This window comes from Paenibacillus sp. CFBP 13594 (genome assembly GCF_014842675.1).
In the GTDB taxonomy this organism is placed as follows: Bacteria; Bacillota; Bacilli; order Paenibacillales; family Paenibacillaceae; genus Paenibacillus; species Paenibacillus amylolyticus_B.
This window is the reverse complement of sequence record NZ_JACYVQ010000003.1, coordinates 202,285-217,144: the sequence shown is the minus strand read 5'-3', so window position 1 is coordinate 217,144 and position 14,860 is coordinate 202,285. Positions and strand designations below refer to the sequence as shown.

At 46.8% G+C, this 14,860-nt stretch carries 13 protein-coding genes; 2 read left to right on the top strand and 11 right to left on the bottom strand.

Translation table 11 applies throughout. The annotated features are described in order from the left end of the window. Positions 1-19 precede the first annotated feature (19 nt). The 6 genes from IFU39_RS11830 to IFU39_RS11805 all read right to left on the bottom strand — a co-directional run bounded on the left by IFU39_RS11830 (position 20) and on the right by IFU39_RS11805 (position 6,747). The gene (locus IFU39_RS11830) at positions 20-1,096 is read right to left on the bottom strand and encodes an efflux RND transporter periplasmic adaptor subunit (protein ID WP_192132791.1); all 1,077 of its coding nucleotides are present in this window, start codon (positions 1,094-1,096) and stop codon (positions 20-22) included. A gap of 28 nt (positions 1,097-1,124) precedes the next feature. Beyond that, positions 1,125-2,495, bottom strand: coding sequence for an ABC transporter permease (locus tag IFU39_RS11825; RefSeq protein WP_192132789.1), 1,371 nt, complete (start codon positions 2,493-2,495; stop codon positions 1,125-1,127). 18 nt (positions 2,496-2,513) lie between these two features. Next, entirely contained in the window at positions 2,514-3,197 is a 684-nt protein-coding gene (locus tag IFU39_RS11820; protein WP_091015773.1) for an ABC transporter ATP-binding protein, read from the bottom strand. Positions 3,198-3,410: 213 nt separating this feature from the next. After that, positions 3,411-4,574: a hypothetical protein gene (locus IFU39_RS11815; protein WP_091015774.1), complete on the bottom strand. Its 1,164-nt coding sequence runs from the start codon at positions 4,572-4,574 to the stop codon at positions 3,411-3,413. After that, entirely contained in the window at positions 4,571-6,037 is a 1,467-nt protein-coding gene (locus IFU39_RS11810) for a sensor histidine kinase (RefSeq protein ID WP_192132787.1), read from the bottom strand. The genes IFU39_RS11815 and IFU39_RS11810 overlap by 4 nt, the downstream gene beginning before the upstream one ends. Next, positions 6,034-6,747: a response regulator transcription factor gene (locus IFU39_RS11805; protein ID WP_036606313.1), complete on the bottom strand. Its 714-nt coding sequence runs from the start codon at positions 6,745-6,747 to the stop codon at positions 6,034-6,036. The genes IFU39_RS11810 and IFU39_RS11805 overlap by 4 nt, the downstream gene beginning before the upstream one ends. A 215-nt stretch (positions 6,748-6,962) precedes the next feature. On the opposite strand from IFU39_RS11805, the gene IFU39_RS11800 reads away from it, so the two are divergent. Together IFU39_RS11800 and IFU39_RS11795 are read left to right on the top strand one after the other, a co-directional pair. After that, positions 6,963-7,439: an RNA polymerase sigma factor gene (locus tag IFU39_RS11800; RefSeq protein ID WP_076253376.1), complete on the top strand. Its 477-nt coding sequence runs from the start codon at positions 6,963-6,965 to the stop codon at positions 7,437-7,439. Positions 7,440-7,661: 222 nt separating this feature from the next. Continuing rightward, positions 7,662-10,448: a DUF5689 domain-containing protein gene (locus IFU39_RS11795; protein WP_397376327.1), complete on the top strand. Its 2,787-nt coding sequence runs from the start codon at positions 7,662-7,664 to the stop codon at positions 10,446-10,448. Positions 10,449-10,546: 98 nt separating this feature from the next. Here IFU39_RS11795 and IFU39_RS11790 read toward each other — a convergent pair whose 3' ends face one another. The 5 genes from IFU39_RS11790 to IFU39_RS11770 form a co-directional block, all read right to left on the bottom strand. Continuing rightward, complete coding sequence (locus tag IFU39_RS11790) at positions 10,547-10,807, bottom strand: hypothetical protein (protein ID WP_192132783.1); 261 nt, start codon at positions 10,805-10,807, stop codon at positions 10,547-10,549. 318 nt (positions 10,808-11,125) lie between these two features. Continuing rightward, the gene (phnE, locus tag IFU39_RS11785) at positions 11,126-11,932 is read right to left on the bottom strand and encodes a phosphonate ABC transporter, permease protein PhnE (RefSeq protein ID WP_017690380.1); all 807 of its coding nucleotides are present in this window, start codon (positions 11,930-11,932) and stop codon (positions 11,126-11,128) included. Next, positions 11,929-12,780 (bottom strand): phosphonate ABC transporter, permease protein PhnE, encoded by an 852-nt coding sequence (phnE, locus tag IFU39_RS11780; protein WP_244660960.1) that lies wholly within the window; start codon positions 12,778-12,780, stop codon positions 11,929-11,931. The genes phnE (IFU39_RS11785) and phnE (IFU39_RS11780) overlap by 4 nt, the downstream gene beginning before the upstream one ends. Then, positions 12,777-13,574, bottom strand: a complete 798-nt coding sequence (gene phnC, locus IFU39_RS11775; RefSeq protein ID WP_062837418.1) for a phosphonate ABC transporter ATP-binding protein — start codon at positions 13,572-13,574, stop codon at positions 12,777-12,779. Before phnC ends, phnE (IFU39_RS11780) begins: the two co-directional genes overlap by 4 nt. Positions 13,575-13,751: 177 nt before the next feature. Then, complete coding sequence (locus IFU39_RS11770; RefSeq protein WP_373419829.1) at positions 13,752-14,747, bottom strand: phosphate/phosphite/phosphonate ABC transporter substrate-binding protein; 996 nt, start codon at positions 14,745-14,747, stop codon at positions 13,752-13,754. Between the last annotated feature and the right edge of the window lie 113 nt (positions 14,748-14,860).

Here is a 14,860-nt window from a genome sequence, read left to right as displayed (position 1 = left end):
TATTCTTAAATTCCTACATCTAAGGCAAAACGACAATGTCTCCCGGTTTCAAGCCACTAACTACTTCCGTCTTGTCCCCCGATTCCATTCCAGCCTGGATCGTCAGCGGCTCGGTCTGTCCATTGCCCTTGTCTAACAGTACGTAAGGCTCGGTCTGATCCCGCATAATCGCCAGGCTGGACACAACCGTCACTTTATCCTTCCGCATCGTCTCGATATCGCCTTCCAGACTCACGCCTCCATACATTCTGGCGTCAGGCTTCAGATCAATGACCACGTCAAACTGGGATGCTTGCTTGAGGTCCGTATCCGTACTCTTGCGGGCGAATTTGGATACCTTGCTCACCTTCCCGGTGAATTGCAGGTCTTTCTGTGCTGTCATTCGCACCTTAACCGGCATGCCCACCTTGAGCCTGAACATTTCTTCCTCACCAACAATCGTCATAAATTTCAGTTTGCTGATATTTGTAATGGACCCGATCAGCTGTCCTTCCGTCACCGCACGTGTCTTGCTATCCTCTTCATTCATCTGAAATATACCGGAAGCGGAAGCATACACAACAGACTTACTTATTACTGCCTGCTTTTTCTGTATCTCCTTCTCCTTGAGGACCAGCGCTTTTTGATTCAATTCATTCGTCAGGCGTTTACCTTCCCGATCTGCAAATGCCTTCTTGCGCTCCTCTTCCGTCACGCCAAGCGTCTCACTCATATTCGCCTGATCCAGGCTAACCTGATTCATCTTATTTTCCAGCTGGGCTTTCTCCAGATCACTCTGCAACTGTTCTACTTCTGTTTGTAACGTGGAAGTGTCGAGGGTAAACAGGATATCGCCTTTGCTCACCTGCTCACCACTTTTCACGTGCCACTGCTTGATGTTGGAAGCATACGGAGCGAAGATATCCGTCTGATCGGTGTATACGGATTTCCCTTTCACCTGTATCGTTTGCGTCATCGTTTCCTGTGTCACATCAAAAGTAATCGGGGGCGGAATCTCTATAGGTGCCTCCGGTTTTGGCTTGTACTTTTCATACAACCAGTACCCTGCACCTGCCAAAAGTACAACGGTGATGATGATTTTAATCCATTTCTTCATGTGCCCAATTTCCCTTTCGCTGATAAAATTACATTGATTTGATCACAGTTAATGCATTGGTTCGAGATGCGCTGATTGCCGGATATATACCTGATACAATGCCAACCAGAACAGCAAAAACGATGCCGAGTGGCAGAGCGGATTGCTGAATAACGACGGTCATCGGACCATTCATCTGATCTGCCATCTGACTCGCCAGCAGACTGTTCACCCCGCCGAGGGCAGCAAAGGCAATCCCCACACCAGCCACGCCGCCCATTAATCCAAGCATCGCTGCTTCCGTAATAAACATCTGACGGATCTGCCACAGATTTGCGCCCAGCACCTTCATCACACCAATCTGTTTACGACGCTGATGCGTAGACATAATCATCGCTACAATAATGGATAATGAGGCCAGCAGCATGATAAAACCGCCGATTCCCAATGCCGCTTTTTGGTACATTGCCAGTTGACCTGACATCGCTTCTTCCTGGAACAGATTACTCTGTGTATTTAAAGTCAGCTTTTTAATCTGTTCTTCCACCTGGGATACATAACGTTTGTCCTCAACCTTGACCAGAGCCGAGTTAAGATGCTTGACCGCACTGCTGTCGGCCTGCTGTAATCCAAGCTCATCCTGCAATGCACGAGCTGTATCGAGCGGCAGATATACTTTTTTATCGTTTTGAGCGCTCATCTCATCCATGTTGGAAGGCTTCGTCAACTCTCCAGACACGCGTATAGAGCCACTCATTTTGGTTTTGCTTGCATTCGCATAATCTTCATATCGGAACTGAACCAGCTGCTGAACCAGCTGATCCTGCTTGGCGGACATTTCCATAAACTGTTCCAAAAGCTCGTTGTTATATGGATCAGCATTCAACTGCTCGAATAACTTCTGAGTTACTTTGGGGTCCACGAGTCCGAATGCAGCCCCATAACTGGTTACCGCCATACGACCATCCTCTGCCCCACGTCCCTCAGCATACTTGTATCCAAACCCGCCCAGGGTCTCCAGCTGGGTACCAATGACCTCAACATACGTGCTGCGACCATCCGGAAGCACCATTTCCAGCGAATCCAGCTTTAACATGGGAGCCACGGCAACAACATGGGGAAGTCTTTGGATAATCTGAATCTTTTCCAACGTCAAAGCTCCTCGTTCAAACTTCGATGTCTGACTATTCCCCTTGCCGTTCCCGGTACGTATGCCTTCATTGGGCGTAATCGTGATTTCATCCATCTTGTAATTGTCGTTCAATGTTTTCTCGCTATAGGTCTGTACGGACTGCCCTACGCTAAGTGCAATAATCATGGCGGCAGAACCAATGGACAGCCCCATCATACACAGCAGTGTGACCATTTTTCTGCGAATGATCTGTCCCCAGGCCATACGTGCTACATCCCGTATTCTCACATTTCCTCTCCTTTTGCCTCAAACTTCCCTTACAGCCTCTTCGACCAGTATTCCATGTTGCAGTGTAAGCACAACTTGCATCTGCTCCGCGACCTCTGCTTCATGTGTCACAATGACAAAGGTTGTATTCATATCCCGGTTAAGCTGCTGCAAAATCGCAATAATCTCTTCCTCCGTCTCGGTATCCAGATTCCCGGTAGGCTCATCTGCAAAGATAACCGAGGGTTCGGTAATAAGCGAACGTGCAATACTGACACGTTGTTGTTGGCCGCCCGACAACTGGGACGGGAACAAGTTTGCTTTTTCACCCAGTCCCACTTGTTCCAGCAACTTCAATGCTTTTGCTTTGCGTTTCGAAGGGCTTATCCCCATAAACACCAAGGGTAATTCTACATTTTCCCGGATCGTAAGATTGGACAGCAGTTCATAGGATTGAAAAATAAACCCAATATGACTGCGCCTGAACTCAGCCAGGCGATTTTCACTGAAACGTACAATATCTTGTCCCGCAATGAGAATCTTGCCCTGATCCGGTTTCATCAGCCCCGCCATCAGATTCAGCAGTGTGGATTTACCCGAACCAGAACTGCCCAGCAGGGCTACCATCTTGCCTTCTCCAATCGTCAGGTTGATATCCTGAAGCACCGGCACGGTTCCCTGGCCATTGCGGAACGAGTGGGATAATTGTTCAACTTGAAGCATTACTACATTTCTTCCTTTCTACTTGCTAAATATGTACAGAGGTTGTTCAAAAAGATTCGCGTAGCACATTCCCTTTTCATTATAGGGTGGAGATGTATCTGGGCTGGCCGGAGTTGTATCCAACTTGTAACATGTCATAACAAAAAGACCTTGTCCGCAGAGCAGCTATCACTCCATCAGACCAAGGTCTTATATTCGTATACCTTCCGCAGCTTACCAGGCTCTGAAACTAAAGCGGTACATTTCACTTTTATCCACTGAGCTGCTTACAGCAAATAATTCATCGTCATTCCATTTCAGACTGATGAAGTTATCAATATTGCGATAGATCACCGTATCCGACGAAATTTTGCTGTCATTCAGGTAGGCAACATGCAACTCATTCTTCTGATTCTGACTGTCCATCGGGAAAAAGTAAGCTATTCGGGATTCATCTGCATCCAGATCGAAGCTCCAGATCGAACCTTGTAATAACAGATCATACTGCTCCTCTGCTGCATGATACCGATACAGGCCCTGTACCTTATTCATCGTTCCCTGGATGAGCATGTCACCATTTTTCAGCAACTTGTACTGTTGAATGTCTTCCATTGCAGCATACGCCTTCACTTCATGCTCATCCTCAAGCGATACACGATAGATGGCATACTTGTCTTTCAGCATCACCAGTATATAAAACTGCTCGTGATCCCCACTGACCTGCAACACATCCATAACGATAAACGTATCACTCGAACCTTTCCCTTGTCTTGGTCCTGTGAACATGCTCATCAGCTCTTCATACGTGTAGATGACATGACTCTTCCCCTGGCTCAGATCAACTTGTTTAAATGACAGATCATCCTGACCGATGTAGGAGTCGTTCCCTACAAACACTCGATAATACGAGTTGTCGTACGGAAGTTTGCGACGTTCCCCGCTCTGTATCATATACTCATACGTTGTCTTCTGCGTCTGACCTGCCCGATACTGGGAGTATATGATTTTTTTGTGATCCGGACTGATCGTTACACCGTAATCCGTATTAGCCGCAATGTTCTTCACTTCCTTATCATCCAGATGCAGGAGAGACAGCTTGAGCCCTGAATAGGAAAATTCCGGTTGATTAAATATAATCGTATTCCGGTCTAACACTTCAAAATCAAAGATCGCAAAGTCATTTGGAATCTTGGTAGCCGACTCGATCTGAATCGTACTGCTAGGTGGTGGTGCCAGACGGCTGTTGAACTGCTCACTTGGCAAAATCACCGTTCTTGGTTTGAGATTTCCGAGACTGAACAGGCTCCCAATCCCAAAAATTCCGCTGACAAATGCGATCAACAACCCTGACAGCATCAATCTGTCACGGTTTTTACGCCAAAATCCAGGATGTCTCATGCGTTCATTTCCCCCGGAAGACTGATATTCACTTGTGTCCCTTCCCGCATGATGCTCTTCATCTCCACTGTTCCTCCATGACGCTCAACGATGTTCTTCACAATAGACAAGCCCAGTCCGGCGCTGCCCTTCTCGGCTCTGTTGATTCCTTTATCCTGGTAAAAGGGTTCAAATACATGATGGAGCGCTTCAGCTCCGATTCCTTCCCCCTGATCACGGATCACAATAGCAATAGAATCACCTAACCGGAAGGACTGTACTTCGATAATGGAGTTCACATCACTGTACTTGACCGAATTATCCAGGATGTTGAGGAAGACCTCCTTCAACTTATCCCGATCTCCCTGTAAATACTGATGTTCCTCCAACTCATAGTGGATGCCTATATTGTACTTGCTCGCCTTAATCGACATGTCCTCGCAAGCTTCACGAATAATATCTGATATATCGATACGTTCGAACCGGTATGCCTGAATGACCGCAGAAGAGACCGACACCTCCAGAATATCCGCAACCATCGTGTTAAGACGCTGGCTTTCCTTGATGATATAATTCATGCCTTTGTCGAAAAAGTCCTGGTCGGTAAATCCGTTATCCCGTAAAATCTGGGCGTATCCCAGAATCGTCGTTAAGGGTGTCTTCAATTCATGCGTCACATTATCAAAAAAAACTTTGCTTCGCGCCTGTACTTGCTTCACTTCGTCCCGCTCTCGCTCAATCACATCAATCTGCTCCCGTACCCGATCAATCATGACGGTGAAGCTTGAAGCCAATTCACCGATTTCATCCTTGGTTGTAATCTGAATGTCCGCATTCAAACTTCCATGGGCCACTTCCGCAGAACGTTTCGTCAGTACACGGATGGGTTGTGTAATTTTCCGGGAAATAAAGATGGATGCGATAAATACAAATACAAAAATAACCGCTGCAAACAGCTTGATCGTATTCTGGAACCGGAGATTGCGTTTGTACAAGTCGGTGTAATCCTTCTCCAACTGCACAATTCCAATCAATTGTTGATCCATCTGAAGCGGGAAGGACAGACTGGAGGTGACCCGACCTTTATCCACAACTGTGGTATAAGCGATCCGGGATTGTATGGCTTCCTCCACATCAGGATGATCAGAGCGCTTAGCAACGTTAACCTTGCTACCAGCAGATCCGTAGGGCGAAGCATCGGGACGGTATACCGTAATCTCCCCACCAACGGCTGATCCAATCTGCTCCGCGAGCTCGCGACTTCCTGCTTCGAGCGAGTCTCTGCTCATGCGTTTATTATGAATCAAGAAGTACTGATTCAGCGCGATATCCAGATTTCTTTTGGATTGCACCATATCCTCATGCACTTCCCGGTACATATTCTCCTGGGCTACCTTATTGGACAGAATCAGCAGGACGGAGAATCCGATAAATACAATGACCGAGAATAGCACCACCATTTTAAACTGGATCGTCCACTTCATGTCTGTACCTGAATATTCAGCTTGTACCCCACACCGAATACCGTTTCAATCATCGAAATACCTTGCACACCACTATCCAGTTTCTTACGAATCCGTTGCACATGAATGTCCACTGTTCGGGTATCCCCTGCAAAATCAAATCCCCATACCTTATCCAGCAGTTCAGAACGTGTATGAACCTTACGATGATGGGTCACGAGAAATAACAACAGATCATATTCTTTATTCGTGAGTCCTGCCCGTTCCCCGTCTTTCCACACTTCCCGTTCATCCTTGCGGATCTCAATATGCTTGCCTAGCCTTACCACCTCATAGGACTGATTCTCCAGTGTCTCGCTGATCAGATCAATCCGTCGAAAAATCGCCCGAATGCGCGCAACCACCTCACGGATATCAAAAGGCTTCGTGATATAATCATCCGCCCCAAGCTCCATGCCAAGCACCTTGTCCAGCATGTCCGACTTGGCGGTAATCATGATGACGGGTATCTTGGAATTCACGGATAGTTGCCTGCACACATCAAAACCACTCATGTCTGGAAGCATCAGATCCAGCAGGATCAGATCCGGCTTCGAATCCCGAAGCAGATCCAGGCCCTCTTTTCCCGTAGCTGCTTCCTTGATCTCAAATCCTTCCTTACGTAACGAATAGGACAAAATATCGCGAATGGACTCCTCGTCCTCAATAATTAAAATCTCTTTTTGTCTCATGATACTTTCGTAATCTCCCTGCTCTATGAATTTCCTTCATCTGCCTTTATTTTGTATCCCAAGCCGTATGCTTGAATAGAGGGAAGCACGAAATGTTACAACTCCGATACAACTCTGAACCTTTTGGAAACAACCTCCCGATATACTTGAATCATAAGAGACTTATACCAGACCGGACCCAAGCCTGATCTGTATCCAAGGGGGATTCACATCATATGAACAGCACACAAATTAATGATGCTTATGTCAACTATAAATCAGAAATCACAAGGTATCTATCCCATATCGTCAAACAACCGCAAGATGCAGAAGATCTGGCACAGGATTGTTTCATTCGACTAATGAACGTTACCGTGGATATCCCTGAAGATCGCATTCTCTATTATCTCAAACGCATTGCCCGTAACCTGGCGATGGACAGCTTCCGCAGGCGGACCCGTACACTCAGACGAGACAGTCGTCTAGAGGTGCCTACCCATCACGTCGATACATCCCACCTTGAAATTAGCGAGGGTGTTCATGATCTTGTCTCCCATATTAACAACACCGAACATCGTAAAATATTAGAACTTCGGCTCATCCATGGATACTCCATTAAGGAAACAGCAGAGCTGGTGAACCGTAGTGAAGGTATGATTAAATCCTCTGTCTTCCATGCCGTCAATCGAATTCGGGCCAAAGTCATCTCATAAGAGATGGCTTTTTATTTGCGTAAAATCAATATACACGCAGAAATGAATGGATTATGACGGGACCGAAATACCTATGGATATGTCAAAAGACCCAATTTTACAAATATCGAGTTAATTTTTACAAATTGTTATGACTATGTGAGATTTTCGTGTGGTAGAATATGGACGAACTCATGAATCAACTAATATTTGGGAGGGATTTGGTTGGGTAAATTAACAGGTATGCGAGGAGTATTTTTAAAATCACTCCTGGCATTGTCCATGGCTTTGCCGCTTCAGATCGGATTATGGAACGGAGATGCATCGGTTCATGCGGAAGGACCGACAGACCCGGCACCGTTCATCCAGGCAAAGGTTGTGAACCAAAATGCAGGTAAAAAAGTATTGTTCGACAACTCTCACGGCCAAACGGCTGGAGCTGCAGACTGGGTCATTGATGGAGGTTTCTCCGACTTCGGGAATGCACTCGCGAATGATGGTTATTATGTCAAAGAACTTCGCAAGACAACTCCATTTACCTATGATGATCTGAAAGAGTATAACGTATTCGTTATTGCAGAGCCTCAAATTCCTTTCAAAACATCCGAACAAGCAGCACTCAAACAATATGTTGAAACGGGTGGCAGCATCTTCTTTGTTGGAGATCACTATAATGCTGACCGTAACAAAAACCGCTGGGATGGCTCTGAAGTCATCAACGGCTATCGTCGGGGAGCATTCGAAGATCCGGCCAAAGGCATGAGCACAGATGAGCGTAATTCTGAAGCGATGCAAAATATAACCAGTTCGGACTGGTTGTCCGATAACTTCGGCGTACGATTCCGCTATAACGCACTTGGCGATATCAATGCCAATATCGTTGTACCGGCAGATCAAGCCTTCGGCATCACAGAAGGGGTGTCGGGTGTAGCCATGCACGCAGGTTCAACACTCGCAATCACTGATCCGGAAAAGGCAAAAGGTATTGTTTACTTGCCAAAAACCAACGCAAAATGGAATAACGCGGTAGACCAAGGTGTCTACAACGGTGGCGGGATCGAAGAAGGTCCTTATGTGGCTGTATCCAAGCTGGGTGCAGGTAAAGCTGCCTTCATCGGTGACTCCTCTCCAGTAGAAGATGCATCGCCAAAATACTTGCGTGAAGAGACAGGCACACGCAAAACGACTTATGATGGTTTTAAAGAAGCTGATGATGCCGTGTTGCTCGTGAACACCGTGAACTGGCTTGCTACACAAGAGAACTACACAAGCCTAAGTCAAGTAAACGGACTTGAATTGGACACAGCTACAGCGCTGTTGCCATTCGAAGAGCCGGCTGCTTCCACAGAGCCACAGGCTGAACCTTGGGCCGCACCTGCTGCAGGTTACAAGTGGTATGATCGTTCCACGTTCAAGGCTGGTTCTTACGGTGGACCTGCATCCAGCGCGAACGCTGCTTACAGCTTCGTGAAACAGGATACACTTCCGAACGCAGAAGACTTCCAGATTCGTGTCGTTGTGGAGAACATGGCTCCAAACACAACCGTATCCGGTTATAGTGCCGGCATCTATCTGACTGGCGGAACACAGGTAGCCATGATCCAGAATGAAAGTGGTACTTGGCCGACTTCGTACGGCTATAGCTCCACATTCAGTGTAACCTCGGACAGCCAAGGTCGCGGGATCAAAGACCTGAACGTCCGCATCAAACCGGGTACAACTGGCGCTGCCAGCTTGCGTCTGCGTCTGAATGGCAGCAACCTGATCACCAATGCCGTGACCGTTGGCAATGTGCCAGCAGAACAGCTTCCGGAAGAAGAAGGACCGATTCCAGCGGCTATCACAGTTGCTGAAGCACGCACCAAAGCTGTTGGCACTACCGTAACTATTGAAGGTGTTGTGACGACAGAGCCGGGTGCATTTGGTGGACAAGCCTTCTATCTTCAAGATGAAACTGCCGGAATCTACGTATTCCAGCATACTAGCGGCTTCCATGCTGGTGACAAGGTGAAAGTAACAGCAGCAACAACCATCTATAACAGCGAGTTCGAGCTTACCGATATCGTTGCCATTGAGAAAACAGGTACGGCTTCCGTACCTGCTCCAATCGAGGTTACTGCAATTACAGATGCGAACCAAGGTCAACTGGTTCAATTGAAAAATGTAACGATCGAGAATATCATCAGTGCTACACCAGTTGGATCTTTTGAATTCGACGCGGTAGCAGCAGATGGAACGAGCACACACATCCGTGTAGACACCCGTACAGGTGTGACGGAGACTTCCTTCCCTTATGCTGCTGGGGACAAAATCGATATCACAGGCGTTTCCGCTATTTTCAAAGATGTATATCAATTGAAACCTAGAAGCTTGAATGATTTTGTACCTGCTGAAGAGCAAGGTGGCGGCGAAGTGCCTTCCACTCCAGCTGCAGGAGCACCGGGTAAACCGGTGCTTTCTTCTGATAATGGATATACCACTGGCCTGTTCGAAGGTTCGTATAACGTAAGCATGAACCTCTGGTGGGGCGAAAACGGTTCCGAGTACAAACTGTATGAGAACGGCGTTCTGATCGATACACAGAAGTTGTCTGCGGCTTCTCCATCGGCTCAGTCCTCCAAAACAGCTATTACAGGTAAAGCCAACGGTACGTATACCTACGTAGCCGAGCTGACCAATGACAAAGGCACAACACGCAGTGACGTGCTGACGGTACAAGTAACCAATGCTGCTCCAGGCAAAGCTACGTTGTCCCAAAACAACTGGGATGGTGACGGCAACTATAACGTATCCATGAACCTCTGGTGGGGTACAAACGCAACCGAATACCGTCTCTATGAGAATGATGTGTTGATTGATACACAAGCGTTGAAAGCCGCTACACCTGCTTCTCAAAGTGCGGTTACGGAATTGTCCGGTCGCGCTAACGGAACGTACACGTACCGTGCTGAGCTGATCAACGCGGCAGGCGTAACCAGCACAGAGACGATTACGGTTCAAGTGACCAAAGCGTTGCCTTTGGCTAGCTAAGTCTCAGTTAAAGAAGCCTAACGTTTAAACAAGCAACTAAAAAACCGAAACCAACATTGCCTGATTCACAGGGCAACATGGTTTCGGTTTTTTTAGGTTCATTTCAAACGTTCAGGCTCATATCCATTTCTCACAAATATAATGCTGTTCCATACCGCAGAACAAACGGCCACGACGATGACACTAATAACAAGAATTAAGTTCATCTGTGTAATCGTATAACTGCTTCCTGTGAAAATGATCAGGATTGCACTGAGCCCAATATTTTCTTTGTTATGTTTTTTAAACTTCTGAAAGATCATTCTGTACAGCAATAGGAGTACCATAAACCCAATCCATATATATTGAAATAATTCCATAGGTCACCTTCCTTTCGAAAAACTCATTTCTTGTATGGATATCTAAGAGGAGTATTAATTAATATCCTTAATTCCCTTTATATAGAAACCTATTAATCTTACATGTATTTGGAAAATAATTCAATCATTGTGATGCATATTCTTTGAACATTCTTATTCCTCGACGGTTAGCTGAGCAACAAGAATGCACCGTCTTTTTTTGCAGACACAAAAAAAGACTATCCCCTGCCAATATTCTGGCACCGAATAGCCCTCTCTTCTTCCTCTATCAACTTATCTTAATTTATCATCTAATATAATTCGCAGCTCCACATCAACTTACACCAGCTTCTTACGAATATACCCCGAGATCAAGTCGATGATCGTGATCATCACGATAATACCCAACAGGATTATACCTACTCGCGGCCAGTTCCGGGTGCTGAGTGCAAAGATCAGCGGTGTACCAATTCCCCCTGCTCCGATTACACCCAGTATAGTCGCGGAACGTACATTGATCTCGAAACGATACAACGTATAGTTCAGGAATCCAGGCATAACCTGCGGCAGGATGGCAAACCACAACTGCTGCATACGATTGGCTCCGGAGGCAAGCAGCGCCTCAGATGGGCCATAGTCGATATTTTCAACTTCATCCGCGTATAATTTGCCTAACATGCCGATGGAGTGTAATCCAAGGGCGAGTACCCCTGCAAACGATCCGGGACCTACTGCCTTGATGAACAACAAGGCCATGATAATCTCAGGGAACGTGCGGATAAAGCTCAGTACCATTTTACCTGCACCCGAGATGGAACGATGCCCACTCATGTTACGGGCAGACCAAAAGGCAAATGGAATACAGAGCACAGCCGAGATTACGGTACCAAGCACGGAAATCGCCAGTGTATCCAGCAGTCCTCGCAGCAGGTCTTCCCCCTCAGGCAAATATACAAAATCCCAATCCGGTGAGAAAATCCCGGCTACAATGGCCTTCATAATCTGAGCAGCGGTTTCCTTGAAACCAGTAAACGGTACACCAGCAAGCGCCCAGACATACACAAGGATCAGCAGTAATACAATAACCCAGCGTAGCGGGTTCTTCCGTGGTTTAGGCCGGATGCGGCTTGTTTCATTTTTCATCATAGCAATTTCTCCCGCAGCTTAGTACTTACATAATCAATGACCAGAACAATGACAAGGGTAAACAGAATGATTACGCTGGTCTTGTCATACTCCAGGAATCCAAGTGTGGCCTCATAGTAGAGTCCAATTCCTCCGGCTCCCACCAATCCCAGAATGGCAGCGGCACGTATATTAATTTCGAAGGCATACAGCACATAGGATGTGAACTGGGCAGCCAGTTGCGGCACCACGCCATATACAATGAGCTGAATCCGGTTCATACCAACAGCCGTCATCGCTTCCAGCGGCCCCTGATCAATGGTTTCCAGTGTCTCATACGTCAGCTTCGCGATCAGACCTATCGAGAACACAGCCAGTGCCAAGATTCCGGGGATGGGCCCCAAACCAAATACAGCAACGAACAAAGCAGCAAGCAGCAGATCTGGCACGGTCCGAATCAGGTTCAGCAGAAAGCGCGCCGGATAGTAGATCCAGCGACTTGGCATCAGGTTACCGGCACAGATGATCGAGATCGGGATCGCAATAATCGCACCTATGGTAGTTCCAATCAGGGCCATTCGGATCGTTTCCAGCATGCCTTGCACGATATTATCAAAGTAACTCCACCGGGGTGGGAACATCTCCTTCAGCAGATCCAACATGTTGGGAAAACCTTCAAACAACTCCGTAAAGCTGGCATCCGTCTGTTTCGCACTTGCCCACAATAAGAGCAGAATGATAACTAAGGTGAGCAGATGTTTCGTACGCCCAGGCGGTTTTGGGCGAGTCACAACCTGAGCCGGGCTGGAACCGGGTTCCTTCCCCACTCCGCCTGAATTCTGAAATGGAACGTTGGACTGCCCCTTCATACCACAACTTCTCCCTGCTCATGCACAGCCTGCTTGTCCAACAATTCGTCAGCCAGAATCGGTCTGCCGTATATTTCTGCAAAGCGCTCATCCGTTGCCTCTTCCACCGGACCGTCGAATACGACCTCACCTGCTCTCAATCCGACAATACGGGTCGCATACTCTCTCGCCAGATCAATAAAGTGAAGGTTGACGATCGTGGTAATCCCTAGGTCTTGATTGATGCGTTTCAGGTCATCCATGACCTGCTTCGTTGTAAGCGGGTCGAGTGAAGCAACCGGTTCGTCGGCCAGAATAATTTTTGCTTCCTGTGCCAGTACACGGGCAATAGCCACACGCTGTTGTTGTCCACCCGATAGCTGATCTGCACGGGAATAGGCTTTCTCCGAAATATTCACACGATCCAGCGCAGTGAATGCCAGTTCAATATCCTCTTTTGGAAAACGTCCCAGAATGGTACGCATGGTGGAATGATATCCAACACGTCCAGCGAGTACATTACGAAGTACACTGGACCGTTTCACCAGATTGAAACTCTGGAAGATCATGCCGATGTCACGTCTGATCATACGTAGCCGTTTGCCTTGCGCCTTTGTGATGGAACTTCCGTTAATCAGAATCTCGCCCTCACTAATGTCGTGCAGTCGATTAATGGATCGCAGGAGAGTTGATTTACCCGCACCCGACAGACCCACTACAGCAATGAATTCCCCCTGCTCAAATTTCAGATTAATATTATCCAGGCCTTTGGTGCCGTTAGCGTAAGTTTTGGTAACGTTATGAAGCTCAATCATGACAATATCCTTCTTTCATTCATAATGATCAACCATACCTAAGTGCTTGCTATAATGGCACAAGCCAGCGCAGCGTAGATCACGCTGAACTGGCCTGTCCATTGCTACGATTAAGCTGTTCCCATCCAAGAAAGCGACTACAAAGTGAACAGATCCCGAACTACTTTTGGATCAGATTTATTCACCTTTCACTTTTTCGCCATACTGACGAACGATCTCAAACTTGCTATCATCGGACTCTACATAACCTTCATGCGTATAGATTTCTTTGATGATCTGGTGACCTTCCGTATCTTTACCGATATCGATGAAGGCTTGTTTGATCTTCGCAGTCCAATCTGCATTCATGTCTGTACGAACGGCAATGGTATCGTTAGGAATAGGCTCAGTGAACGCCAGTACACGTGTATCTTCAAATACAGTCGGATAGTCTTTGGCTACCGTGTTGCGGGCATCTTGGAAAATCGCTGCTGCATCAACGTCACCGTTCAATACAGCGATGACACCTTGGTCATGACCTTTCAACGTTACAGGTGTTACATCTTTCAATGGATCAATCCCTCTGTCGAGCAACAGACCTGCTGGCCATACATAACCTGCGGAAGACGTTACGTTTTGGTAAGCCACTTTTTTACCTTTAAGGTCTTCGATGGATTGAATCGGTGAGTCTTTTTTCACGATAAACATGGATTTATATGAATCTGCCAGTTGCTCTGTTGGAGCACCTGTCTCATCATTTACACCAAAACGTTGTGCTTGCAAAATAACTTGTGCAGCGCCTTTTTCTTTCGCCAGTACATAAGCTGTCGGAGGCAAGAAACCTACGTCTACTTTGTTGGAAGCCATTGCTTCAATAATTGTGTTGTAGTCGGTGGATACGCTGACTTTTACCGGAATGCCCAGTTTGTCACCAAGCAACTTCTCAAGCGGTTTCGCTTTGGCTTCAAGCGTGTCTGCATTCTGGGAAGGAACGAATTGAACCGTCAGTTCAGTTGGCACATAACCTTCGACAGGTTTCTCTGTCTCTGCCGTCGACGTACCGGATGCATTGGGACTCGCATTATCTCCGTTAGCCGAACCAGTTGTACTACTAGACCCACAAGCACTCAGAAACATAACCAAAATCAACAATGGTAAAAATAAAGCAGACTTCTTCAAACGAACACCCTCCAAAGAGTTTCTATTTTTCAGTACTTATCTACTATAGTTGCCAAATATTAGCGCGATGTGAAACGGAATTTGGAGTTTTGTAAAGTTTCCTGTCAGGCTGTCAGCGGGACTTGTAT

Excerpts from the sequence above, each read along its gene's own strand:
- phnE (WP_017690380.1), bottom strand. The coding sequence starts at position 11,932 with ATGATGAAAAATGAAACAAGCCGCATCCGGCCTAAACCACGGAAGAAC.
- IFU39_RS11805 (WP_036606313.1), bottom strand. The coding sequence starts at position 6,747 with ATGAGACAAAAAGAGATTTTAATTATTGAGGACGAGGAGTCCATTCGC.
- IFU39_RS11800 (WP_076253376.1), top strand. The coding sequence starts at position 6,963 with ATGAACAGCACACAAATTAATGATGCTTATGTCAACTATAAATCAGAA.
- phnE (WP_244660960.1), bottom strand. The coding sequence starts at position 12,780 with ATGAAGGGGCAGTCCAACGTTCCATTTCAGAATTCAGGCGGAGTGGGG.
- IFU39_RS11810 (WP_192132787.1), bottom strand. The coding sequence starts at position 6,037 with ATGAAGTGGACGATCCAGTTTAAAATGGTGGTGCTATTCTCGGTCATT.
- phnC (WP_062837418.1), bottom strand. The coding sequence starts at position 13,574 with ATGATTGAGCTTCATAACGTTACCAAAACTTACGCTAACGGCACCAAA.
- IFU39_RS11790 (WP_192132783.1), bottom strand. The coding sequence starts at position 10,807 with ATGGAATTATTTCAATATATATGGATTGGGTTTATGGTACTCCTATTG.
- IFU39_RS11830 (WP_192132791.1), bottom strand. The coding sequence starts at position 1,096 with ATGAAGAAATGGATTAAAATCATCATCACCGTTGTACTTTTGGCAGGT.
- IFU39_RS11820 (WP_091015773.1), bottom strand. The coding sequence starts at position 3,197 with ATGCTTCAAGTTGAACAATTATCCCACTCGTTCCGCAATGGCCAGGGA.
- IFU39_RS11795 (WP_397376327.1), top strand. The coding sequence starts at position 7,662 with ATGCGAGGAGTATTTTTAAAATCACTCCTGGCATTGTCCATGGCTTTG.
- IFU39_RS11815 (WP_091015774.1), bottom strand. The coding sequence starts at position 4,574 with ATGAGACATCCTGGATTTTGGCGTAAAAACCGTGACAGATTGATGCTG.